Source organism: Micromonospora sp. WMMD1120, assembly GCF_029626235.1.
Classification (GTDB): domain Bacteria; phylum Actinomycetota; class Actinomycetes; order Mycobacteriales; family Micromonosporaceae; genus Micromonospora.
Genome location: NZ_JARUBO010000005.1, coordinates 1815789 through 1838221, shown reverse-complemented (window position 1 = coordinate 1838221; position 22433 = coordinate 1815789). Strand labels below are relative to the sequence as shown.

The following is a 22433-nucleotide window of genomic DNA, read 5'->3' as shown; positions in this document are numbered from 1 at the left end:
GGCGAGTTCATCGCGGGTCAATCCGGACGTCGAATTTTCCCGACTCGGTCGATCGTCGAGACTCGATAAGCCGAACGGGCAGGTGCCCGTCGGGCCGCCGTGCGTCGTACGGTGGCGCCGCCCGTGCCGCGGTCAGCCGCCGTTGTTGCCCTTCGGCGGGTTGGCCTTGACCCAGTCCGCCATGGTGTCGGCGGACATGGCCCGGTACATCGCGAGCGCCCTCTCCCGGTCCGATACCACAACCGACTCGCCGTTGATCGTGTCGCTACCCGAGTTCGGGCTGGTCACGAAGGTCAGGTTCTCGCCGCGCAGGTTGCGGAACTGCAACGCCATATCGGTAACCGAGAACGACTGGTCGACGGTTACGGCCGCGGTCACCGACCGGAGGAAGTCGTTGAGCTTCTTCGGGTTCGCCAGCGTGCCGCTGCTGGCCGCCTTGTCCATCAGCGCCCGTAGGAACTCCTGCTGGTGCCGCATCCGGGCGAAGTCCCCGTCCGGGAACTGCTTGCGCTGCCGGATCCAGTCCAGCGCCTCCGCGCCGTCCATGTGGTTGGTTCCCTTGGTGAACGTCCGGTACGGCTTGTGGATCGAGGTGATCGTCCGCTCCACCTTCAGGTCCACCCCGCCGAGGGCGTCGGTGACCTCCTTGAAGCCGCCGAAGTCGATCGCCATGACGTGGTCGATCCGGACGTCGGTGAAGCACTCCACGGTGCGTACCGCCAGCGGCAGCCCACCGAACGCGAACGCCGCGTTGATCTTCGCCCGCTGGCCGGACCCGCAGTCGGCACCGGCGCTCTCCGGGATCGGCACGTACAGGTCACGCGGGATGGAGACCAGGTACGCCTCCTGGTGGTCCGCCGGGATGTGCATCACGATGATCGTGTCGGCGCGCCACTGGCTCTTGGTGTCGACCGGGGCGTCCGGGTCCCGGGAGTCGCTGCCGACCAGCAGGATGTTCAGCGCACCCTCGACCGGCTTCGCCGGCCGGCCTCCGGTGATCTCCGCGAACGGGTCGGTGCGGGCCAGGTCGGAGTCGAGGTTGCGGGCGTACAGCCAGGCCCCCACGCCGCCGAGCAGCGCCAGCACCAGCACCGCCACCCCGGCCACGAGGGCGATCCGACCCCAGCGCGGTCGGGGGCCACGCCGCCCCGGACCGCCGGCGCCGCCCGGACCGCCGGGCCCCGTCGGCCCGACCGGGCCGCCCGGGCGGGGCTGCTCCTCGTCGTACGACGGGTAGAAGCGCGCCTCGGACGGACGGGCGCGCCCGGAGACGCCCCGGTCGGGACCGGGCACCGCGGCACGTCCGGCGCTGCGGTTCAGGTATGGATGCGGAAGGTCGGCAGACGACGTCGCGGACATGTAACTCAGGGTACGTAGCGGGAGCCACCGCCGCCTTCAGGCGACACTCAGCGGCAGGCGGCGCGCAACGCGCCGGTTACCCTAGCCGCTCCCGGAAGTACTCGATCGTGCGTCGAAGGCCGTCTTCGGGCGCCACCGTCGGCTCGTACCCGAGCAGTTCACGAGCGAGAGTGAGGTCCGGCCGGCGCATCTCCGGGTCGTCCGAGCTGCGGGTGACGTAGGTCACCTCGGAGGTGCTGCCGGAGAGCGACACGATCAACTCGGCCAGTTGCCGCATCGACAGCTCGTGCTCGGTGCCGCAGTTGACCGGGCCCGTCTCGGTCGAGTCGAGCAACAGCAGGATGCCCCGCACCAGGTCCTCGACGAAGCAGATGGACCGGGTCTGGTTGCCGGTGCCGTGCACGGTGATCGGCTCGCCGCGCAGCGCCTGCGAGACGAAGGTGGGGATGGCGCGGCCGTCGTCGGGGCGCATCCGGGGGCCGTACGTGTTGAAGATCCGGACGATCGCCGCGTCGAGCCCGCGGTAGCGGTGGTACGCCATCGTCGCGGCCTCGGAGAAGCGCTTCGCCTCGTCGTAGACGCTGCGGACCCCGATCGGGTTGACGTTGCCCCAGTAGGTCTCGCGCTGCGGGTGCTCCTTCGGGTCTCCGTACGCCTCGGAGGTGGAGGCCATCAGGAACCGCGCGCCGTCGGCGACCGCCCGCTCCAAGAGGTGCAGGGTGCCCACCGAGCCGACCCGGAGGATCTCCACCGGCAGTTGGGCGAAGTCGGTCGGGCTGGCCGGGGAGGCCATGTGCAGGATGGCGTCGAACCGCTCGGCCAGCGCCGGGTGGTGGGTCGGCAGGCCGTCGGAGATGTCCGCCTCGACGAGGGTGAAGGTCGGCCGGTCCAGCAGGTGCGCCACGTTCTCCTTGGAACCGGTGACGAAGTTGTCCACGACCACCACCGTGCACCCACGGCCGATCAGGACGTCCACCAGGTGCGACGGCACGAAGCCCGCACCGCCGGTGACGAGGACGCGGTGACCGGAACCAAAGCGCTCAGCAACCTTCATACCGGTCAGCCTACCGACCGCCCCGGATGCGGTCGGGCCCCCGGCGACGCGTGGCGTCGCCGGGGGCCCGGGTGTCGCGTCAGTGGGCGCCGGCGCCGGTGAGGGCGCGAACCTCCAGCTCCGCGTACTTGTCCTCGTCATGCTCCTTGGAGATGACGGTGCCGATCCACCCGCACAGGAAGCCGAACGGGATGGAGAGGATGCCCGGGTTGGACAGCGGGAACCACTGCCAGTCGTGGTCCGGGAACATCGAGGTCGCCCCGCCCGAGACCACCGGCGAGAAGAACACCAGCACCACTGCCGAGAGCAGACCGCCGTAGATCGCCCACACCGCTCCGGAGGTGTTGAACCGCCGCCAGAAGAGGCTGTAGAGGATCGCCGGCAGGTTGCCGGAGGCGGCGACCGCGAAGGCCAGCGCCACCAGGAACGCCACGTTGAGGTTCTGCGCGTAGATCGACAGGGCGATCGACACCGCGCCGATCGCCAGGGCGGAGATCCGGGCGACCCGTACCTCCTGTCGCTCCGACGTGTCGCCCCTCTTCAGCACGTTCGCGTAGAAGTCGTGCGCCAGGCTGGACGACGAGGCCAGCGTCAACCCGGCGACCACCGCGAGGATGGTGGCGAAGGCGACCGCCGCGATGATCGCCAGCAGGGCCGCGCCCCCCAGGTCGCCGCCGAAGAAGTCGATGCCGAGCGCCTCGGCCAACTGCGGCGCGGCGGTGTTGCCGGCCTTGTCCTGGGCGGTGATCGCCTGGCCGCCGACCAGCGCCGCCGCACCGAAGCCGAGCGCGAGGGTGAGCAGGTAGAAGGTGCCGATGATGCCGATGGCCCAGAGCACGCTCTTGCGGGCCGCCTTCGCGGTCGGCACCGTGTAGAAGCGGATCAGGATGTGCGGCAGGCCGGCGGTGCCGAGCACCAGGGCGATGCCCAGGGACAGCAGGTCCATCTTGTTGTAGAACGTCTGCGTCGAGTTCCCGGCGACCTCGACCCCGTAGCGCAGACCGGGTTCGAGGAACGCGCTGCCCTTGCCGGACGCCTCGGCCGCCTGGCCCAGTAGCGCCGACAGGTTGAAGTTGAACTTCGCCAGCACCAGGATCGTCATCAGCAGCGCGCCGCCCATGAGCAGGAACGCCTTGACGATCTGCACGTAGGTGGTGCCCTTCATGCCACCCACGGTGACGTAGATGATCATCAGGGCGCCGACCATGATGATGGTCGCCACCTTCGCGGTGTCGGCGTCCATGCCGAGGAACGTCGTCCCCGGCTTGATGCCGAGCAGCAGCGCGACCAGCGCGCCCGCGCCGACCATCTGCGCGAGCAGATAGAAGATCGACACCGTGATGGTGGAGACCGCCGCCGCCGTACGCACCGGACGCTGCCGCATCCGGAAGGCCAGCACGTCGGCCATCGTGTACCGGCCCGAGTTGCGCAGCAGCTCCGCGACCAGCAGCAGGGCCACCAACCAGGCGACCAGGAAGCCGATCGAGTAGAGGAAGCCGTCGTACCCGTAGAGCGCGATGATGCCGGCGATGCCGAGGAACGAGGCGGCGGACATGTAGTCGCCACCGATCGCCATGCCGTTCTGGAAGCCGGAGAAGGACCGGCCTCCGGCGTAGAAGTCGGTTGCCGTCTTGGTCTGCCGGCTGGCCCAGATGGTGATGCCGAGGGTCACCGCCACGAAGACCAGGAAGAGCGTGATGGTCAGGTTACGGGCGGTGTGATCGGGCGCGTCCGCCGCGAGGAACGTCTCAACCGCGTGGACCGTGCTCATGGGTCACCTCCCCGATCTCGGCGCGGATCCGGTCGGCGATGGGGTCGATCTTCCGGTCCGCGTACCGGGAGTAGAGCCAGGCGATCAGGAACGTGGAGACGAACTGGAGCAGGCCGAAGACCAGCGCGACGTTGATGTTGCTGCCGAACAGCCTCGTGCCCATGAAGTCCCGGGCGTACGCGGAGAGAATGACGTAGAGCGCATACCACAGGAAGAACGCGACGGTCATCGGGAAGACGAAGCCGCGCAGCGCACGCCGCAGCCCGGCGAACTCGTCCGACCGTTGTACGGTCAGGTACTTGTCCGACTGGGGAGCGGCCGGAGCGGGTGTGTCCGTGGACATCTGTGGATCACCACCTTCACAGGCGTCAGGGGAGTTTCGCGCACCGTAGAGAGCGCACTCGCCGGCAGGGAAGGCCGAGATCGACGCCGGTCGGCGACTGCGCTGAGCGGTTGACTGGCTGCGCCAAGTGACTCAGATCACCGCGATGATCGGTCGGCCGGCGCGGATTGCCCGGTCAGGTCGGCAGCTCGTGGTAACGGCCGCGGTAGTGCAGCAGCGGCGCACTCTCCTCGGTCAGCTCGACCGCCTCGATGGTGGCCTCCACCAGCAGGGCCCAGCCGTACTCCCGGGCGGTGTCCAGCCGGCATCCGGCCCAGCCACCGGCGTCCGCCGGGACCGGCCCGTACGGCGTCTCGGTCCACGCGCCGTCGGCGAAGAGACCACCCGGGGCGGGAAAGAGGCCGGCGAACCGGTCGGCGAGCTGCCGGTGCGGCGGGCCGAGCGGCGACACGGCGAACCGACCCGACTCCTGCGCGGCGGCCCAGAGGTCGGACTCGGCGTCGATCAGCCCGAGCAGCCGGTCCGGCTCCCCCTCGGCCACCAGGGTGGACGAGACCGTCAGCCCGGCCGGGCCGGGCGCCGTCCAGAGGGTCACCGGCGCGGCGAGGCGACCCCGCAGCCGGCGGACCCGTGACCGCTGCCCGGCCGGCACCGCGAAGGGATCGGTGTGGTGGATCTCGGCGCCCGGCTCATGATTCACGTGAAACATTGTGCCGCCCCGGGCTCTCGCCCAACCAAGGAAGCGTTCGTGCAGATCGGCGGGGCGCCCGTTCAACCGGGCGAGCTGATCGCCGGCCTCGGCCATGAGGGCACCCAGGTAGACCAGCAGCCCCACCCGGTCACCCCGGTACTCGGCGAGCAGGGCCAGCCGCGCCGGCTGACACGGCCAGAGCGCGCCGCAGCCACGGCACCGCCAGAGCGGCCGCATCGGCAGGTGCGGCGGACTCACCGGTGCGGCCCTACGCCCCGCGCGAAGATCCGGGCACCTTCCGGGATGTTGCTGCATCCCAGGCGCGAGAGGCACCAATATCCCGGCAACTGCGCGGACCTGGCCGGCGGCCCCTCCGCGCCCGTCACCGCCGCCGGTGCCGCCGGCTTCCTTCTTGGGTACGACCACAGCGCCCCCTTCCTGCCCCGAACGAACCCGAACACGGCTGATCTCCTCCCGGTCGACGGGGCCGCCCCGACCGGGGGATGACCGGGGCGGCCCCACGCTGGACCCAACCGCCGGGACGTCGCCTCCATCGGCCGGGCCGCGTGCTCTCCACCCTGGACGGAAAGGCGCGGACAGGGGAGGATGCCAGGGCTTACTACACAGCGCGGTCACGTACTTACCGGAGAGGTAAGGATGAACGTCGACATGTGGGTACGGGCGTTGAAGTCCGCCCGCGCCGGTGCCGAGGTGTCCCAGGAGGCCTTGGCGACACTGACCAGGTGGAGTCCGTCCACGGTGGCGGCCATCGAGACCGGCCGACGCCGGCCGACAATGGAGTTCGCGGTGGCGGCAGACGAAGCCCTCGCCACCGGCGGCCTCCTCGCCGAACTCCTCAAGGCAGCAGACCAGGAATATGGCCCCTCCTGGTTCGTCCCCTGGCGCGGATACGAACAGCGGGCGACACGCCTACGGGCCTTCGAGGCATGTCTCGTGCCCGGCCTTCTTCAGACCGAGGATTACGCCCGAGCCGTCATCTCAGCGGGTGGGCTGCATCCGCCGGCGATGGTCGATGAGCTTGTCGCGGTTCGTCTCGAACGCCAACTGCTGCTGTCCCGAGACGCGCCGCCAACGTGCGTCTTCCTGGTGGACGAGATGGGCCTCCACCGTCCGGTGGGTGGTCACGCCGTGCTCAACGCCCAACTCGGCCGACTGCTCGAGGTGGCGGAGCTTCCGTCCGCCCGACTGCACGTCATCCCACTGAGCGTCGGGGAGCATGTCGGCTTCGGGGGCGGCTTCGTGTTCGCCGATCTGCCGGACGGCGACCGGGTGCTCTACCTGGAGAATGCCGCTCGCGGACACGTCATGGACGACCCGGAGATACTCCGGTTGATCGATCGAAAATGGGATAGCCTGCTCGGCGAAGCACTTTCCACAAGCGCCTCGATGGATCTGATCCGGAAGCTGAAGGTGACCCCATGACGACCAACGAACCACAATGGCGCACCTCCACTCGGTCGACCGACTCCGGCGGCAACTGCGTCGAGGTGGCGGACAACGTACCCGGCGTGGTGCTGGTTCGGGACAGCAAGGACCGCTCCGGCCCGGTCCTCACCTTCGCTCCGAACGCCTGGCGCGGCTTCGTCGCCGACGCCGCCCAGGCCCAGGGCCGCCGCACCGGTTAACGGCGCGGCGTGACGGTGGCCAGCAACTCCGGCTGGCGACGGTCCAGCACGTCTCCGGCCAGGTACGCGCCCAGTAACGCCGCCCCGAACCCGTACGCCCCGCCGACCGGCAACGCCAACCAGAGCCACGCGTCGCCGAGCAGCGCCGCGGCGACCACCATCGGCACCGCCGCGACCGCCGAGGCGACCATCGTCAGCAGGGTGAGGAATCCCTTCGTCAGACCCGCCCCGCTGTTCATCGCGAACGGGTTGCTCGTCTCCGGCAGCGAGTACGCCCCGAGCACCGACACCAGGCTGTTCACCGCCAGCCCGGTGCCATAGGTGGCGACCAGGCTGCCGAAGGTGAGACCGATCCAACCCGGCTGACCGAGCAGCACCGACAGCACCACCGCCACGAACGCCAGCATCGGCAGCACGTACAGCGAGAAGGCGGTCATCCGCGCCCGCAGCTCGACCCGGCCGGACACCCCGGCCACCACGTTCGCCGCGTACGCGCTGCCGTCGAAGCCGAACTGGTTGGCCAGGGTGGCGGCGGCGAGCACACCCACGAGAACCATGGAGATGGTGACCACGACCGGTGAGCTGTCGCTGGCCGCCGCCGTGAAACTCCCGCCCTCCATGGCCGCGAAGTCCCCGCCCGTGACGTTGATGAAGACGGGAACGAAGATGCCGACCACCGCGATCGTGATCAGGTTGGCGCGGCGGCGGGCGTCCCGCCACCAGTAGCGGGCCTCCCGGGCGACCAGGGCCCCGAACTGGTCCCGGCGGACCCAGCCGGCGGCCCGGGGGAACAGTTGGGCGACAGCGCCGCCGGTGGCTCCCCGCCGCGCCGGGGCCTTGCCGCCGCTCGTCGCGCCCACCATCGCCGACTCCAACGAACGCGACCACCAGACCAGCAGCGCCCCGAGGGACACCAGCGTGATCAGCAACTTGACCGGGGCGGCCCAGACCCGGCCCTGGGCCACGTCGACGCCGACGGTCCAGGGCGCGCCGAGCGGCGTCCAACCGATCACCGTCGCGATCCCGGTCAACCGGGACCAGTCCGCCCCCCGCAATGCGGCGAGACCGAAGACCTGCAACGGGCCGAGCAGCGCGGCGGCCACCGCCAACAGCACAGCGGCCAGGTCGCGTACCCGGCGGGACCGCAACATGGTGGCGAAGGCGCTCGTCATCGCCCGGCTGGCGGCGACGCAGAGCAGCAACCCCGCGAGTACGCCGACGACGCCGGCCAACCCCGCCGACCACCCGCCCAGCGACCAGGCGGTCAGCACCAACCCGGACGTGCCGATCAACGTCGCCAGCGCCGGGACGCTGAGCAGGGCCGCGAAGAACAGACCGCTGACCAGGGTGCGGCGGGGCAGCGGCAGGAGCGCGAACCGGGCCGGGTCCAGTGTCTCGTCCACGCCGAAGAAGACCAGTGGCAGGAGCAGCCAACCGAGCACCAGCAGCCCTCCGCCCGCCGCGGCGGCGAGTACCGCGTAGCGTCCGTCCTCCGCCAGGCCGGTGGCGGCGAACAGGAGGAAGCCGCTGGCGGCGAACCAGAGCCCGAGCAGCGCGCCGCCGATGAACATGGCGATCCGCCAGCCCTGGCCCCGGAAGTTGTTGCCCATCACCCGCAGCTTGAGCCGTACGAAGTGCCGGGCGGAGACCGCGCGGGCCGGCGCGGCGGGGCTGGCGTCAGAAGTCACTGGGAGAGCCACGACAACTCCTCGCCGGTCGCGGTGCGGCCACCGACCACCTCGACGAAAACCTGCTCCAGCGAGCGGTCGCCGCGGACCTCGTCGAGCGTCCCGACCCGCTTGATGGTGCCGCCGGCCAGGATCGCCACGTGTGAGCAGAGCCGTTCCACGACCTCCATCACGTGGCTGGAGAAGACCACGGTGCCGCCGCCGGCCGCGTACCTGGTGAGGATGTCCCGGATCAGCGCGGCGGAGACCGGGTCGACAGCCTCGAACGGCTCGTCCAGCACCAGCACGCGGGGCCCGTGCAGCAGCGCGCAGGCCAGACCGATCTTCTTCTTCATGCCCGCCGAGTAGTCCACCACGAGCGTCCGGCCGGCGTCGCCGAGCGCCAGCACGTCGAGCAGCTCCGCGGCCCGCTGGTCGACCACCGCCGGGTCCATCCCCCGCAACAGCCCGTTGTACGCCAGCAGCTCCGCCCCGGTGAGCCTGTCGAACAGGCGGACTCCGTCGGGCATCACGCCGAGCATCCGCTTCGCGGTGATCGGGTCCTGCCAGACGTCGTGCCCGAGCACCCAGGCCGCCCCGGCATCCGGCCGGAGCAGCCCGACCGCCATTGACAGGGTGGTGGTCTTACCCGCGCCGTTCGGGCCGAGCAGGCCGTAGAACGAGCCCACGGGAACGTCCAGGTCGACGCCGCCGACCGCGACCGTGCCGTCGAACTGCTTGGCCAGGCCACGCAGCGCGAGTGCGGGATGCTCAACAGTCATGCGCCGACGTTATCCGCCAGCCACCAGTCCCGCCCTCCGGCGCGGGGCGGACCGGCATCATCCCCGAGGCGGACAACGCGCGATCTTGCACTTACTGTCCTGGCATAAAGTGCATAACCGCTTAAATCAACAACCGCAAGTGCAAGATCGGCGCGGTGGGGCACTCGTGCTCACTGCGTACGGAGGGATTCCGGGGTGTGCAGGCGGAGCATGGTGGCCGCGACGTCGGCGGGGGCGCGACGGCGGGTCGCCATCGACACCGCGACCATCACCGCGAACGCCAGTGGCACCGTCCAGGCGGCCGGCTGGGTGGTGAGCGTGGCCGGCCAGCCGGACAGCGGTGGGCCGAGCACGGTCACCAGCACGGCGCCGATCGCGGCCCCGCCACCCACCAGCACTCCGGCGGCGGCGCCCAGGTCGGTCAGCCCACGCCACCAGATGCCGAGCACCAGCAGCGGGCAGAAGCTCGACGCGGCGACCGCGAAGGCCAGCCCGACCACCTGCGACACGTCCAGCCCGGAGACGTGCAGCGCCAACACCGTCGGCACCGCTCCGGCGATCACCGTGGCCAGCCGGAAGCCGCGTACCGAGCCGCGGCCCAGCACGTCCGTCGAGATGACGCCGGCGACGCTGGTCAGCAGCCCGGACGAGGTGGACAGGAAGGCCGCGAAGGCGCCCGCCGAGACCAGCGCGGCGAGCAGCCGCCCGACGGTGCCGTCGCCGAGGGCCGCGCCGGGCAGCAACACCACCACCGCGTCGGTCTGCCCGCTGAGCAGCAACTGCGGGGTGTAGATCCGGCCCAGCACCCCGTACAGGGTGGGCAGCAGATAGAAGGCGCCGACCAGGGCCAGCACGACCAGGGTGGTCCGGCGTGCCGCCGCGCCGTCCGGGTTGGTGTAGAAGCGGACCAGCACGTGCGGCAGACCCATGGTGCCCAGGAAGGTGGCCAGGATCAGCGAGTACGTGGCGAACAGTCCCCGATCGTCGTTGCCCGCCGCGCTGGGCAACAGCCAGTCACCGGCGGCGGTGGCCACCCCGGACACGTCCGGCACCCTGTCACCCTCGGCGAAGGTCAGCTCGTCGCCGGGGCGTACCTCCCGGATGTCACCGTCGGGCAGGGTGAGGGTCGCCCGGTGCTCGACCACGACGGTGGTCGCGGCCCGGAACGTCGGCCCGTCGGGTGGCGTCACCGCCGGGCGGCCGTCGGCCTGCCACTGCAACGCCAGGAAGATCACCGGTACGGCGAGAGCGGTCAGCTTGAGCCAGTACTGGAACGCCTGGACGAAGGTGATCGCGCGCATCCCGCCCAGCGCCACGTTCGCGGTGACCACGGCGGCCACCAGGAGAGCGCCGAGCGGGTACGGGGAGCCGGCCACGGTGGCCAGGGTGAGGCCGGCGCCCTGGAGTTGCGGCACCAGGTACAGCCAACCGATGAAGATCACGAAGGCGGTGGCCAGGATGCGGAGCCGCCGGGACCCCAGCCGTAGCTCGCAGAAGTCCGGCAGGGTGAACGCGCCGGACCGCCGCAGCGGCGCCGCCACGAACAGCAGCAGGGCCAGGTAACCGGCGGCGAACCCGACCGGATACCAGAGCACGTCCACGCCGTACTTGAGGACCAGCCCCGCGATGCCGAGGAAGCTCGCCGCCGACAGGTACTCCCCACCGATGGCGGCTGCGTTCCAGGTCGGACTGATCGCCCGGGACGCCACCAGGAAGTCGGATGTGGTCCGGGCCAGCCGCAGCCCGTAGAAGCCGATCCCGACGGTGACCAGGGTGACCGCGACGATCGCCGGGACCACGAAGCCGTTGCCCACGTCAGCGCTCCGGCCGTTGCACCAGGTCGACGAAGTCCTGCTCGTTGCGCTCGGCCAACCGCACGTACGCCCAGCCGACCCCGATCAGGAAGGGGAAGGACGCCACCCCGAGCAGCAACCACGGCAGGTTGACGCCGGCGACAGTGGTCCGGCCGAGCGCGGGTGCGATGGCGAACAGCCAGGGCAACCCACCCAAGCCGATGGCGACCACCAGGGAGAGCCGCAGCGCCAGCGCGAGTTGCGCCCGGACCAGGCCGCGGACCAGCGCCTCACCGATCTGGGTCTGCTGGGCCAGTTCGGCGCGGGTCCGCTCGGCGCGGGTGTCCTGCCGGCTGATCTCGGCCAGCACGATCCGGGCCCGCCGGGGCGGCGGGACCGCGCCGCCCGACTCCACGTCCGGGAGTTGCTTGGCCATCACGGCAGTCTCGCCCCCCGCGCCGGATTGTCAAGCAGCACGTGCCCGACACCATTGTGCATAACCTGTGGACAACGGTTCACGGCTGTGGATAACTCGCTTGCGACGCAGGCTGGCCTGTGTGAACTCCCGGGGCTCGTTGTGGACGACCGATCGAACTGTCACTGTGGTCGGGTAGAGAGGAGGTGTGACGGTGACCAACCCCGCCCGGCCCGGCCACGGCGACGTCTGGACGGTGGACGACCTCCAGAGCCTTCCCGAGGACGACCAGGTCTACGAGATCTTCGACGGGAGCCTGCTCGTGTCCCCCCATGCGGACGTCTTCCACGGCGCGGTCGCCAACCGCCTCCGCCGGCTCGTCGACCGGCAGGCCCCGGCCGGGGTTCTCGTCGGTCAGGACATCGGCGTCAGCGCCAAACGCTCCTCCTACTTCGTGCCAGACCTCTTCGTCGCCCGCGAGAGCGCGGTGGACCGGGGAGGCGCGGCGCTCGACCCGGCCGACGTGCTGCTCGTCGTCGAGGTGATCTCGCCGAGCAACGCCGGCCGTGATCTGGTGCTCAAGCGACACGAGTACGCGGCCGCGGGCATCCCGCTCTACTGGCTCGTGGACCCGCGCAAGCAGACCCTCACCGTGCTGGTGAACGGCGCGGGCGGATACCGCGAGCATGCTTTCCTCCCTGTCGGCGAGGTCTACCGCACCGAGCAGCCGTTTCCCCTCACCCTGCCGCTGGCCGACATCTTCTGACCGCTCTCGACGTCGGACATGCGACGGGGCCGGTGGCGTCGTGCCACCGGCCCCGCCACGTCGAACCGTCAGCTGGTCGGTACGACCAGGTCCACCGACATGCTGCCGCTGGCCGGCACCGAGAACAGCCCCAGCTTGCGGGTGCCGTCCGGCTGCGTCACCAGGTAGCGACCGTCGAAGTACTCATCGCCGAGCGAGACGTTGTAGGTGAAGAAGACCCGCTGCGACCCCTTCAGACGGAAGGTGAACTGCCCGTTCTCCATCCACCCGTTGCCCGCGATGTCGCCGGTGTCGGCACTGCGGGCGATGACGTACCCGCTGGTGAACGGGGTGCCGTCCGGCGTCCGGAAGGTGCCGGTCAGCTCGACGCCCTGGTCCAGTTGGGCGTTCTGGGTGGCGGTCGCTCCGGCCGTCACCTGCACCGGTGTGGCGGTGAACCGGCTCGGCTTGTCGCCGGACCACTCGCTGGCCTGTCGGTAGCCGCTGAACACCAGTGGCCAGGCGTACGGGCCGAGGCGCTTGATCGTGTAGACGCCGCGCTCGTCGGCGACGGCGTCCTCGGTGCCGACGCCGGGGTGCCCGGTCAGCACCGACACGCTGGCGTTCGGCACCGGCGTGCCGGCCGCGTCGGTGACCGTCCCGGTGACCTTGCCGGCCCGGTCGAGCTTCACCTGCGGTCCGGTGACGACCTGACCGGCGGTCGCCGCGACGACGGCCGCCTGCCGCTCGTCGCCGCTACCACCGTCGGCGCCCACCCACTGGCGGCCGTAGGTGTCGCCCTGCGGCACCGCGAAGAGCTTGTAGCTGCCCGCGGCCAGCGGCCCCACCTTGATCCGGCCGAGCCGGTCGCTGCAGTCGCCGTAGCCGTCGGCGAGGGCCGCCTGCTTGGGCAGGAACGCGTCCAGGCAGACGTCCGCGACCGGCGCGCCGCTCTGCCGATCCACGATCGTGGTGCTGATGACCGCGCCGGGCCGCATCTTCACTGTCAGCTTGGTGTCGGTGTTCGCGGTCACCCGGACCCCGGTCACCTCCCGGGAGAAGTGCAGCCTGTCCGGCGCGTCCAGGTAGAGGGTGTGCCGGCCCTGCGGCAGGTCGGTGACGGTCACCGTGCCGGTGCCGTTGCTGCAGATCGACTGCGCGCAGAAGTTGGCGACGGGCTCACCGGTGATCGAGTCGACGGCGGAGACGGTGACCGAGCCGGTCCCGAGCAGGCTGTCGGTGATGCGCGTCTGCTGCCCACCCCGTACCTCGACCAGGTTCGCCTCCTCCTGGGTCAGTTTGCCGCGGTAGTACTGCTGCCGGTCACCGGCCGTCACGCCGACCCGGTAGGAGCCCTGGAGCACCCGCACGGTGAACGCGCCGTTCGCGTCGGTCTGGGTCCACGCCCCGCCGTAGAAGTTGGCGGTGGTGACGTTGACCTCGGCGTTGCTGAGCGGAGCGCCGGAGGCGGTGGTGAACCGGCCGGTCAGGTCGCCGGCCGGCAGCACCGTCTCGTTGATTTCGATCGCCTCGTCCGCCTTGACCTCGAAGACGGTGGCGCCCTGTTCGTCGATCTTTCCGGGCACGTACTGCTGCTGGTAGGAGCCCTCGATGGGTTGGATGCTCACCGTGTAGCGGCCCGGCCGGGCCGCGATGGTGAACCTGCCCTGGTCGTCGGTGCGACCATAGGCCCAGGCGAAGGTGTCGACCTCACGGACATCGATGGTGAGGTCCACCACCGGCTGGCCGGCGGCGTCCACCATCCGCCCGGTGAGGGTGCCGGTCTCGAAGAGCTGCTCGTCGACCCGGGTCGTGCCACCCTCGGTGACAGTCACCGGATCGGCGTCGAACGGGCTGACCTGCTGGTGGTGCCACTGCTCGGGCCTCTCCGAGGCGGAGTAGCCGACCAGGTAGGAGCCGGCTTGCAGCCCGGTGATGGTGTAGTTGCCGTCGGCGTCGGTGTTGGTGGAGCCCGCGTACGCGTAGTCGTCGCTCCGGAGAAGCTGCACCTGGACCTCGGCGGCGCCGGCGCCGGTGTTGGTGGTGACCCGTCCACTGACGACGCCCGTTGCCGCGGCCTGGGCCGGAGTGGCGCCGGACAGCACGAGTGCCGCCACGACGGCCCCGGCCAGCAGGCCACGGCGGGGTGGGATTAGCTGCATCGATGTCCCAACGTGATGGTGGATGGGGCGATCGAGCAGACTCCGCCTGCACCGCTCCGGCGCCCCGTACGCGAATCGGTCTCAGGAGAATAGGTCACTCACGATGACTGCCGGGTGCCCGGCCGGCCGAATCCGCACGACCGGGCATTTCACCTGGCGGATGTCTCAGTCCAGGCCGACGCGCTCCGGCCGGGCCGAGGCGGAGCCGAGCCAGGTGTGCGGGTTGCCGTACCAGCACCAGCCCAGCTTGGGCGCTCCCTGGCTGATCCACAGCGCCGGTACCCGCTTGTCGCCGCAGCGCGAGCCGACGAGCGAGAAACACCTGTTGCTGGCCAGTGCGGCCGGGTGCAGCGTGACGAGGGCGAGACCCTCGTCGATGGTGAGCGGCAGCCGGCCCTGAGCGGTGATCGCCTCCATCGCCGTCGCCGGGGCCAGGTTGCGGAACTCCTCGCCCCGGTCGACGTCGAAGAGCAGGTACGCCGGGCCGGCCGGCACCTCCAGCTCCTTGATCGGGTCGAAGCGGGGCAGGTCGTCCTCGGCGTAGTTCCGGTCCAGGACGCCCGGCTTGCGTTTGCCGGCCAGCGTGGTCAGCTCCAGTCGTTCCCGTACCCCGATCAGCTCCCGGCTGATGACCAGCAGGAAGGGCACCCGGGCGTCGGTGGGGGCGGCCAGGCCGGCGGCGCCCTCCACCGCACGGGCCCGCAGCGGCGCGACCAGGTCGCGGAAGGCGCTCTCGGTCAGCCCGGCGAGGGCGGGGTGACCGAGCCGCACCAGCCGGTCGAGTTGGCTGTCGAATTCGGTCTCGGCGTCGAACGGAGTCTCGGTCACGGCGGCCTCCCGGAAGTCGTACGGACTAGCGTACAACGTACGGGACGGCGTGCGGCATTCCCGACTCACCGACTCCAATCCTGCTTGGCGGCCCTGACCAGCTTGTCCTTCAGCTCCCGGGTGTGCCGTCTGCTCACCGGTAGCTCGGTGGAATCGATCACCACCACGTAGCCGGAGTTGACCAGCCGCAGCTCCGCGATCAGCTTCAACTGCACCAGGTACGACCGGTGCACCCGGACGAAACCGGCATCGGCCCACCGCTCCGCGAGCGTGGCCAGCGACACCCGGACCAGATGTGACCCCTCCGCCGTGTGCAGCCGGGCGTAGTCCCCCTGCGCCTCCACCCAGCGCACCGCCGAGCGGGGCAGCATGCGGGTGGTGCCGGCCAGCTCGATCGGGATGGTCGGGTCCTCCTCCGCGCGGGCCAGCGCCGCCGGGTGCGACGGCACCACCCGCGAGCCGATCACCCGGCGCAACGACTCGGCCAGCCGCTCGGCGCGTACCGGCTTCCGGACGTAGTCGGTGGCGCCCAGGTCGAAGGCGTCCACAGCGCCGTCGTCGTACGCGGTGACGAACACGATCGCCGGTGGCCGGGCGAAGCGGCGCAGCACCCGGGCCAGCTCCATGCCGTCCAGGCCGGGCATCCGGATGTCCAGGAAGACCACGTCCACGTCACCGTCGCGCAACAGCCGCAGCGCCTCGGTGGCGTCCCCGGCCGTGTGCAGCCGGGCCACCCGGGGGTCGGCCCGCAGGTGGTACGCCAACTCGTCGAGCGCGGGCGGCTCGTCGTCCACCGCCAGCACCCTGAGGAAACCCGACGCGTTGACAGCGCCCGTCCCGGTTCGCTCGCTCACGAACCGGCCCGTACACCCGGGTGGAACTTCGGCACCCGCATGCTGACCTTCGTGCCCGAGCCCAACCCGGTCTCCACGACCAGGCCGAACCGGTCCCCGAAGACCGACCGCAGCCGCTCGTCGACGTTGGAGAGGCCGACGTGCTGGCCGGTGTCGTCGCCCGGGTCGCCGGTGCTGCGGGCCAGCTCGGCGATGCCGGCGGTCAACGTGGTCGGATCCATTCCCACTCCGTCGTCCTCCACCGTGATGTGGCACTCGGCGCCCGCGTCCTGGGCCTCGATGCTCACCATGCCCGTGCCCGGCTTGCGGGACAACCCGTGGCGAACCGCGTTCTCCACCAGCGGCTGGAGGCAGAGGAACGGCAGCGTCACCGGCAGCACCTCGGGGGCGATCTGCAACCGCACCTGCAACCGGTCGCCGAACCGGGCCCGCTCGATGGTCAGGTAGCGGTCGATCGACCGCAACTCCTCGGCGAGCGTGGTGAACTCGCCGTGCGCCCGGAACGAGTACCTGGTGAACTCCGCGAACTCCAGGATCAACTCCCGGGCCCGCTCCGGATCGGTGCGGACGAACGAGCCGATGGCGGTCAGCGCGTTGTAGATGAAGTGCGGGCTGATCTGCGCCCGCAACGCCCGGATCTCCGCCCGGGCCAGGCGCTCCCGGGACGAGTCCAGCTCGGCCAGGGCGAGCTGGTTGCCGGCCCAGTGCGCCGTCTCCAGGGTGGCCTGCACCAACCCGGGCGGCGGTGGGCTGTCGGCGACCGCCACCAGCGCGCCGACCACCCGACCGTCGGCCCCCTGCAAGGGCGCCACCACCGCGCCCCGGATCGGGCAGTCCACCCGGTCGCAGTGCAGGTCCCGCTCACCCAGCACCGACGACCGGCCGGTGGTCACCGTCCGCTGGGCCGCCGCGAGCAGTTGCCCGCCGTGGTGCGTGCCGCGCCCGTCGTGGGCCAGCAGCCGGTCGGCGTCGGTGAGCGCCAGCCCGACCGCGCCCACCAGGGCCCGGAGATGGCGTACGGCCTTCGCCGCGCCCGCCGCGCTCAGGCCGGCCCGCAGCGGCTCGGCGGCCAGGCCGGCGGTGTGCAACACCTCGTAGGTGGCCCGCTGGGTGGCGGTGGCGATGCCCCGGCGGGCCCGCAACCGCAGCACCGCCAACAGGGCAGCGGTCAGCGCGGTGACGAGCGAGACGACACCGACCACGGCGGAGAGGTTGGCAGCCACGCAGCGATCCTCGCCGGTGCGGGCCGACCAGCCAAGCCCCACCCCATCGGGTACGACAGGTCGGGGTCCACCACCCGGCCGGCACGGAAGGGCGGCTGACAAGTGTAGGGACCCTCAGCTCCACTTCGCAGGGCGGGTGTAGCTGCGCCCCGTCGCGGGGTCCGCGACGATGTTGGGCAACTGGGCGTCCCGCAGAGCTTGCTCGCGAATGAAGAACTGACCGAGATCGCCGATGCTGGTCAAATGGCTGGATGCCTTGGTGTTGCCAGGTGGCATAGCGAGGTAGATCCGCTGGGCGGGGTTCACCGCCCGTACCGTGGACAGCGCTGGGGCGAGATCGGTGTCAGCGCTGATGAGCAGGGTTGTGTCCGCGATGCGGAGGGCAGCGTCGGCGACCATCATCGCACCGAGTGCGACGTCGGTCCCCTTCTCCTCGAAGCTCCTGTACTGCCGGCCGCAGCCGCAGGTGTAGCTCTGTCCGCAGCGGCGGCAATCTTTGATCGTCCGCTCCTTGAATCGCCCGAGATGCACAGTGAGCAGCCCGCCGTTGCGGATTTTCATGGCATCGATGTAGCTGGTCTGGTTCTGAGCGGCGGCAGGCTCGTTCTTGACTATGGCTGAGAAGTAGTGGACCCCGGTGACGGTGTCCTTGGGTCTGAGTTTGCGCACGAGTTCGACGACGTCGAGCCACAGGTGCTTGCGGCCGTACTTGTTCTTCATCCCGTAATACAGGTTGAAGCCATCGATGTAGGCGGCGACTGTGGCCACGTCCACCCCTCTGGTTCTCGGGGTTGGTGTATGGTGGGCACATACGACGCCGAGAGATACGGCAGGAACGGCCCCCGATCGGGGGCCGTTTTTTTGCCCTGGTTGCCGTTGGTCACCTTATCGCTACTGTGCGGCAATCCCGATTCGGCGCGGCCACCGGCTGTCACACCGGTGGCCCCAAGCCTCGCGACAGGGCTAGTACGCGCCCTTGCGGGCGAGCACCACACCGACGGTGCGCCACAGGATGCTGAGGTCGTACGCCAGCGACCAGTTGTCGACGTAGTAGAGGTCCAGGCGGACCGACTCGTCCCAGGACAGGTCGGAGCGGCCGGAGACCTGCCACAGGCCGGTCATCCCCGGGCGGACCAGCAGCCGGCGGCGTACGTCACCGAGGAAGTCACCGTCGTCGGCCGGCAGCGGGCGCGGCCCGACCAGCGACATCTCGCCCCACAGGACGTTGATCAGCTGCGGCAGCTCGTCCAGCGAGGTGGCCCGGAGGAAGCGGCCGACCGGGAAGACCCGCGGGTCCTCCTTCATCTTGAACAGCATGCCGTCGGTCTCGTTCCGGTCCACCAGGCTGGCCAGCCGGTCCTCGGCGTCGACGTACATCGTCCGGAACTTCCACACGCGGAACGTGCGCCCCTCGTGGCCCACCCGGGGCTGCCGGAAGAAGACCGGCCCCGGGTCGGAGATCCGGATCGCCACGGCGATGGCCACGAAGAGTGGGATCAGCAGCAGCAGGCCGAGGCCGGCGGCGATCCGGTCCATCAGGTTCTTGGCCAGCAGGGCCGGCCCGGAGAGGGTCGGCTCCTCCACGTGCAGCAGCGGCAGACCCTCGATCGGTCGGATGTGCACCCGGGGGCCGGCGATGTCGGTGAGCTGCGGGGCGACCACCAGGTCGACGCCGGAGCCCTCCAACTGCCAGGCCAACCGGCGCAACTCGCCCGGCTCGGCGCTCGCCGACCCGCAGACGGCGATGGTGTCCCCGCCGACCTCACGTACGAGGGCCAGGACGTCCCGCCCGGCGTACACCGGCACCGGGGTCGGCATTCCCCGGGCCGCCGCATAGCCGTCGGTGATGTGGATGGCGACGGGCATCAGCCCGGCGGCCGGGCTGCGGGTGACCGCCGCGTAGACCTCCAGGCACTCGGGCAGCGTGCCGACCAGCACCATCCGGTGGGCGGCCTGACCGGCCCGCCGCCGGATGTAGTGCAGGGCCCAGCGGGCCACGAAACGGCACCACAGGATCAGCAGCAGCGCGCCGAGCAGGGCCGTGCCGACCGTCCACCGGGAGAGCGCGGTCTTGGTGGCGAAGGCGAGGAACGACACGCTCGCGGCGACCGTCACCGCCGCCCGGATCACCCGTTTGAACTCGTCCGGGCCGAGCCCCAGGTAGCGCCGGTCGTAGGCCCTGTTGCTCCAGAGGATGACCACCCACCCGAGCGGGAGCAGCAGATAGGAGATGGTGTGGAACCAGGTCGGGTCCTGGTTGGTGCCGGTGAACCCGGAGGCGGCCTGGTCGAAGAGCTGGATCGCGATCCAGCTGGCGAACGCCGCGGCCCCGAAGTCCAGCAGCAGCAGGGTAGCGATGTAGGGGCGGTGCCAACGGGAGACACGACGCCGCGCCCTGGTCCACGCCGACCGGGGGACACCGTTGTGTGACGGCGGCGTCGGCGGCTGGATCTCGAAGCTGTCGACGTGCCGCACGAGTCTGCTCCGGCCTTCGTTGGTTACCGGGCGCTGGAGGCTTGCCGTCACCTCACCCATGTCCTCCCGCATGACACGGGCCGCTCACTCGGCGTGAGGGCCCGGGTCGCCCACCGTCCCAGTCTCCCACGCGAGCCCCGACCGGTCGCCGCCCCGAGGGAGATTGGCGACCGATGGTGCCGGCGGGATCTGGCCGGCTCCGCACCATTTCAGAAGCCGGGGACCGGGTCACTATACCGATGGATGCGCGCCTGGCGAGACTGGCGGACCGGAGCATCGGCTCAGGAGGGGTGATTCCGCTCCGTAGTCGCCGAGTGGGATTACTCACCGTACGAGGCGGGACAACCGACGGTCAGCGAGCGGCTTGCCGCCGGTCTGGCAGGTCGGGCAGTACTGGAGGCTGGAGTCGGCGAACGACACCTCCCGTACGGTGTCCCCGCAGACCGGGCAGGGTAGCCCGGTCCGGGCGTGCACCTTCAGCCCGGAGCGCTTCTCGCCCTTCAGCTCGGCGGCCCGCTGGCCGAGCGACCGCTCCACCGCGTCGCCGAGCACCTGCCGGGTGGCGGCGTGCAGCGTGGCGAGCTGGGCGTCGGTGAGTCGGTCGGTGATCGCGAACGGGGACAGCTTCGCGGCGTGCAGGATCTCGTCGGAGTACGCGTTGCCCACCCCGGACAGCACCGCCTGGTCGGTCAACACCCCCTTGACCTGCCCCCGGCGGCTGCGCAGCCGCTCGGTGAAGGTGGGCAGGTCCGCGGCGAGCGCGTCCGGACCGAGCTTGGCCACCCCGGGGACCGCCGCCGGATCGGTGACCAGGTAGGCCGCCAGCTTCTTCTGGGTGCCCGCCTCGGTCAGGTCGAACCCGGAGCCGTCGTCGAGTCGGACCCGTACCGCGATCGGGCCCTTGCCCGGCCGCAGCGGCGTGGCGGACGGGAACGCCTCCCGGTAGTGCAGCCAGCCCGCCCGAGCCAGGTGCACCACGAGATGCAGGTCACCCTCGATGACGACGTCGAGGAACTTGCCGTGTCGGCGGGCGTCGATGACCGCCTTGCCGGCGACGGCGGTGGGTGCCGGGTCGTACGTCTTCAGGGCGCTGATCGCGGCGATCTCCAGCCGGTCGACACGCCGCCCCACCGCGCGCTGCCGCAGGTAACCCGCGAGCGCTTCAACCTCCGGTAGTTCGGGCACGACCCAACGGTAGCCTTCTTTCCCGTGAGCGTGAGGAATGAGCTTGCGAGTCCCGCAATCGCGAACGAAAGGCAAGCTCAGTGAGAATCGTGGTGGCGCACAACCGGTACCGGGAAGCCCAGCCCTCGGGTGAGAACACGATCGTCGACTCGGAGATCGCCCAGCTCACCGCCGCCGGCGTCGAGGTGCTGCCGTTCATCCGCAGCTCGGACGAGATCCCGTCGATGTCGAAGGCCGCCAAGGCGCTGCTGCCGATCTCGCCGATCTGGGCGCCGCGCGCCCAGCAGGACCTGGGCCGGCTGCTCACCGAGCACCGACCGGACGTGCTGCACCTGCACAACCCGTACCCCCTGATCTCGCCCTGGGTGGTGCGGACCGCGCACCGGCACGGCGTGCCGGTGGTGCAGACGGTGCACAACTACCGGCAGGTCTGCTCGTCGGGGATCTACTTCCGGGACGGGGTGATCTGCCAGGACTGCAAGGGGCGGGCGCTGGGGGTGCCCGCCATCAGGCACCGCTGCTACCGGGACTCGGCGGCGCAGAGCGCGCTGATGGCGACCACCCTGGCCGTGCACCGGGGCACCTGGCGTTCGGTGGACCGGTACATCGCGCTCACCTCGGCCATCGCCGACCACCTCCGGGACTACGGCATTCCGGACGGCCGGATCGTGGTGAAGCCGAACTCCGTACCCGATCCGGGTCGGCCGGTGCCGCTCGGCGACGGGTTCCTCTACATGGCCCGCCTCTCCCCGGAAAAGGGCGTCGACCTGCTGCTGGACGCCTGGCGTCGGCACCCCGTCGGCGCGCTGGGCACGCTGCGGGTGGCGGGTGACGGAGAGCTGCGTCCGCTGGTGGAGGCTGCCGCCGCCGAGCGACCCGACGTGGTCTACCTCGGGCAGCTCGACCGGGCCGGCGTCCGGGCGGCGGTCGAGGCGAGCGCTGTGGTGATCGCCGCGGCGATGTGGCACGACGTGCTGCCCACCGTGATCATCGAGGCGTTGGCGAGCGGTCGGCCGGTGCTCGGCACGGCGTTGGGTGGGATTCCGTACCTGGTCGGGGCCGACGCCCCGCACGAGCCGGCGGGCACCGGTCCGGCCGAGACCGCCTCCGCGGTCGCCGCGCCGGCTGCCTCCGAGGTCGCCTCGCCGATCGCCCCGGCTGCGCCGGTCGGCTCCGGGTTCGCCGGGCGTGACGGGTCGGCGACTCCGGCCGGGATCGGTAGGGGCGAGGCCGGCTGGGTCGTCGCCCCGGAGCCGGCCGCGCTGGCCGCCGCCCTGCCGGTCGCCCGAGCCGAAGCGCCCGGCCTGGCCCTGCCCGCCCGCGCCCGCTACGAGCGCACGTTCCACCCCGACGTGGTCACCAAGCGCCTCATCGACATCTACGCAAACCTGTCCCGCCCCCGCTAGCCCCCGCGCCCGCCCTCCCTGGCCCTCCGCGATC

Annotated in this window: 20 protein-coding genes; 4 read left to right on the top strand and 16 right to left on the bottom strand. The window is 70.9% G+C overall.

Annotation, left to right across the window (positions count from 1 at the left end; all coding sequences use genetic code 11):
- Positions 1–132 precede the first annotated feature (132 nt).
- The 5 genes from O7634_RS08715 to O7634_RS08695 form a co-directional block, all read right to left on the bottom strand.
- On the bottom strand, positions 133–1359 hold the full coding sequence (locus tag O7634_RS08715) for an LCP family protein (protein ID WP_278149626.1): 1227 nt from the start codon (positions 1357–1359) through the stop codon (positions 133–135).
- A gap of 76 nt (positions 1360–1435) precedes the next feature.
- Positions 1436–2413, bottom strand: a complete 978-nt coding sequence (locus tag O7634_RS08710) for an NAD-dependent epimerase/dehydratase family protein (RefSeq protein WP_278149625.1) — start codon at positions 2411–2413, stop codon at positions 1436–1438.
- A 79-nt stretch (positions 2414–2492) separates the two neighbouring features.
- On the bottom strand, positions 2493–4184 hold the full coding sequence (locus tag O7634_RS08705; protein WP_278149624.1) for a cation acetate symporter: 1692 nt from the start codon (positions 4182–4184) through the stop codon (positions 2493–2495).
- On the bottom strand, positions 4162–4527 hold the full coding sequence (locus tag O7634_RS08700) for a DUF485 domain-containing protein (RefSeq protein WP_278149623.1): 366 nt from the start codon (positions 4525–4527) through the stop codon (positions 4162–4164). Before O7634_RS08700 ends, O7634_RS08705 begins: the two co-directional genes overlap by 23 nt.
- Before the next feature lie 175 nt (positions 4528–4702).
- A complete protein-coding gene (locus O7634_RS08695; protein ID WP_278153913.1) occupies positions 4703–5455 on the bottom strand; it encodes a flavin reductase family protein in 753 nt (250 codons plus the stop codon).
- Between the two features lie 420 nt (positions 5456–5875).
- Here O7634_RS08695 and O7634_RS08690 point away from each other — a divergent pair, with 420 nt between their 5' ends.
- Positions 5876–6661, top strand: coding sequence for a helix-turn-helix transcriptional regulator (locus O7634_RS08690; protein WP_278149622.1), 786 nt, complete (start codon positions 5876–5878; stop codon positions 6659–6661).
- Positions 6658–6864, top strand: a complete 207-nt coding sequence (locus O7634_RS08685; protein WP_278149621.1) for a DUF397 domain-containing protein — start codon at positions 6658–6660, stop codon at positions 6862–6864. Before O7634_RS08690 ends, O7634_RS08685 begins: the two co-directional genes overlap by 4 nt.
- On the opposite strand, the gene O7634_RS08680 is transcribed toward O7634_RS08685, so the two are convergent.
- The 4 genes from O7634_RS08680 to O7634_RS08665 all read right to left on the bottom strand — a co-directional run bounded on the left by O7634_RS08680 (position 6861) and on the right by O7634_RS08665 (position 11542).
- A complete protein-coding gene (locus O7634_RS08680) occupies positions 6861–8564 on the bottom strand; it encodes an ABC transporter permease (protein ID WP_278149620.1) in 1704 nt (567 codons plus the stop codon). The genes O7634_RS08685 and O7634_RS08680 overlap by 4 nt on opposite strands.
- Positions 8549–9313: an ABC transporter ATP-binding protein gene (locus tag O7634_RS08675; RefSeq protein ID WP_278149619.1), complete on the bottom strand. Its 765-nt coding sequence runs from the start codon at positions 9311–9313 to the stop codon at positions 8549–8551. The genes O7634_RS08680 and O7634_RS08675 overlap by 16 nt, the downstream gene beginning before the upstream one ends.
- Positions 9314–9483: 170 nt before the next feature.
- Complete coding sequence (locus tag O7634_RS08670) at positions 9484–11127, bottom strand: cation acetate symporter (protein ID WP_278149618.1); 1644 nt, start codon at positions 11125–11127, stop codon at positions 9484–9486.
- A 1-nt stretch (position 11128) separates the two neighbouring features.
- On the bottom strand, positions 11129–11542 hold the full coding sequence (locus O7634_RS08665) for a hypothetical protein (protein WP_278149617.1): 414 nt from the start codon (positions 11540–11542) through the stop codon (positions 11129–11131).
- Between the two features lie 193 nt (positions 11543–11735).
- Between O7634_RS08665 and O7634_RS08660 the strand changes: the two genes are divergently transcribed.
- Complete coding sequence (locus tag O7634_RS08660) at positions 11736–12287, top strand: Uma2 family endonuclease (protein WP_278149616.1); 552 nt, start codon at positions 11736–11738, stop codon at positions 12285–12287.
- A 68-nt stretch (positions 12288–12355) separates the two neighbouring features.
- On the opposite strand, the gene O7634_RS08655 is transcribed toward O7634_RS08660, so the two are convergent.
- From O7634_RS08655 to O7634_RS08625, 7 genes are all read right to left on the bottom strand, one after another.
- Positions 12356–14428, bottom strand: coding sequence for a carboxypeptidase-like regulatory domain-containing protein (locus tag O7634_RS08655; protein ID WP_278149615.1), 2073 nt, complete (start codon positions 14426–14428; stop codon positions 12356–12358).
- A gap of 165 nt (positions 14429–14593) precedes the next feature.
- Positions 14594–15256, bottom strand: coding sequence for a DUF5701 family protein (locus O7634_RS08650; RefSeq protein ID WP_278149614.1), 663 nt, complete (start codon positions 15254–15256; stop codon positions 14594–14596).
- Positions 15257–15321: 65 nt separating this feature from the next.
- Positions 15322–16110: a LytTR family DNA-binding domain-containing protein gene (locus O7634_RS08645; RefSeq protein ID WP_278149613.1), complete on the bottom strand. Its 789-nt coding sequence runs from the start codon at positions 16108–16110 to the stop codon at positions 15322–15324.
- Positions 16107–17333 carry a histidine kinase gene (locus tag O7634_RS08640; protein ID WP_278149612.1) on the bottom strand — a complete coding sequence of 409 codons (1227 nt, stop codon included), beginning with the start codon at positions 17331–17333 and terminating at the stop codon, positions 16107–16109. Before O7634_RS08640 ends, O7634_RS08645 begins: the two co-directional genes overlap by 4 nt.
- Positions 17334–17447: 114 nt before the next feature.
- Positions 17448–18101 carry an NYN domain-containing protein gene (locus O7634_RS08635; protein WP_278149611.1) on the bottom strand — a complete coding sequence of 218 codons (654 nt, stop codon included), beginning with the start codon at positions 18099–18101 and terminating at the stop codon, positions 17448–17450.
- Positions 18102–18296: 195 nt separating this feature from the next.
- On the bottom strand, positions 18297–19868 hold the full coding sequence (locus tag O7634_RS08630; RefSeq protein WP_278153912.1) for a sugar transferase: 1572 nt from the start codon (positions 19866–19868) through the stop codon (positions 18297–18299).
- A 264-nt stretch (positions 19869–20132) separates the two neighbouring features.
- A complete protein-coding gene (locus tag O7634_RS08625; RefSeq protein WP_278149610.1) occupies positions 20133–20993 on the bottom strand; it encodes a DNA-formamidopyrimidine glycosylase family protein in 861 nt (286 codons plus the stop codon).
- A gap of 80 nt (positions 20994–21073) precedes the next feature.
- Here O7634_RS08625 and O7634_RS08620 point away from each other — a divergent pair, with 80 nt between their 5' ends.
- Complete coding sequence (locus O7634_RS08620) at positions 21074–22399, top strand: glycosyltransferase family 4 protein (RefSeq protein ID WP_278149609.1); 1326 nt, start codon at positions 21074–21076, stop codon at positions 22397–22399.
- Positions 22400–22433 lie beyond the last annotated feature (34 nt).

Bases quoted from the DNA above. Each gene is read 5' to 3' on its own strand.
- O7634_RS08715 (WP_278149626.1), bottom strand. From the start codon at position 1,359: ATGTCCGCGACGTCGTCTGCCGACCTTCCGCATCCATACCTGAACCGC.
- O7634_RS08710 (WP_278149625.1), bottom strand. From the start codon at position 2,413: ATGAAGGTTGCTGAGCGCTTTGGTTCCGGTCACCGCGTCCTCGTCACC.
- O7634_RS08705 (WP_278149624.1), bottom strand. From the start codon at position 4,184: ATGAGCACGGTCCACGCGGTTGAGACGTTCCTCGCGGCGGACGCGCCC.
- O7634_RS08700 (WP_278149623.1), bottom strand. From the start codon at position 4,527: ATGTCCACGGACACACCCGCTCCGGCCGCTCCCCAGTCGGACAAGTAC.
- O7634_RS08695 (WP_278153913.1), bottom strand. From the start codon at position 5,455: ATGCGGCCGCTCTGGCGGTGCCGTGGCTGCGGCGCGCTCTGGCCGTGT.
- O7634_RS08690 (WP_278149622.1), top strand. From the start codon at position 5,876: ATGAACGTCGACATGTGGGTACGGGCGTTGAAGTCCGCCCGCGCCGGT.
- O7634_RS08685 (WP_278149621.1), top strand. From the start codon at position 6,658: ATGACGACCAACGAACCACAATGGCGCACCTCCACTCGGTCGACCGAC.
- O7634_RS08675 (WP_278149619.1), bottom strand. From the start codon at position 9,313: ATGACTGTTGAGCATCCCGCACTCGCGCTGCGTGGCCTGGCCAAGCAG.
- O7634_RS08665 (WP_278149617.1), bottom strand. From the start codon at position 11,542: ATGGCCAAGCAACTCCCGGACGTGGAGTCGGGCGGCGCGGTCCCGCCG.
- O7634_RS08655 (WP_278149615.1), bottom strand. From the start codon at position 14,428: ATGCAGCTAATCCCACCCCGCCGTGGCCTGCTGGCCGGGGCCGTCGTG.
- O7634_RS08630 (WP_278153912.1), bottom strand. From the start codon at position 19,868: ATGGGTGAGGTGACGGCAAGCCTCCAGCGCCCGGTAACCAACGAAGGC.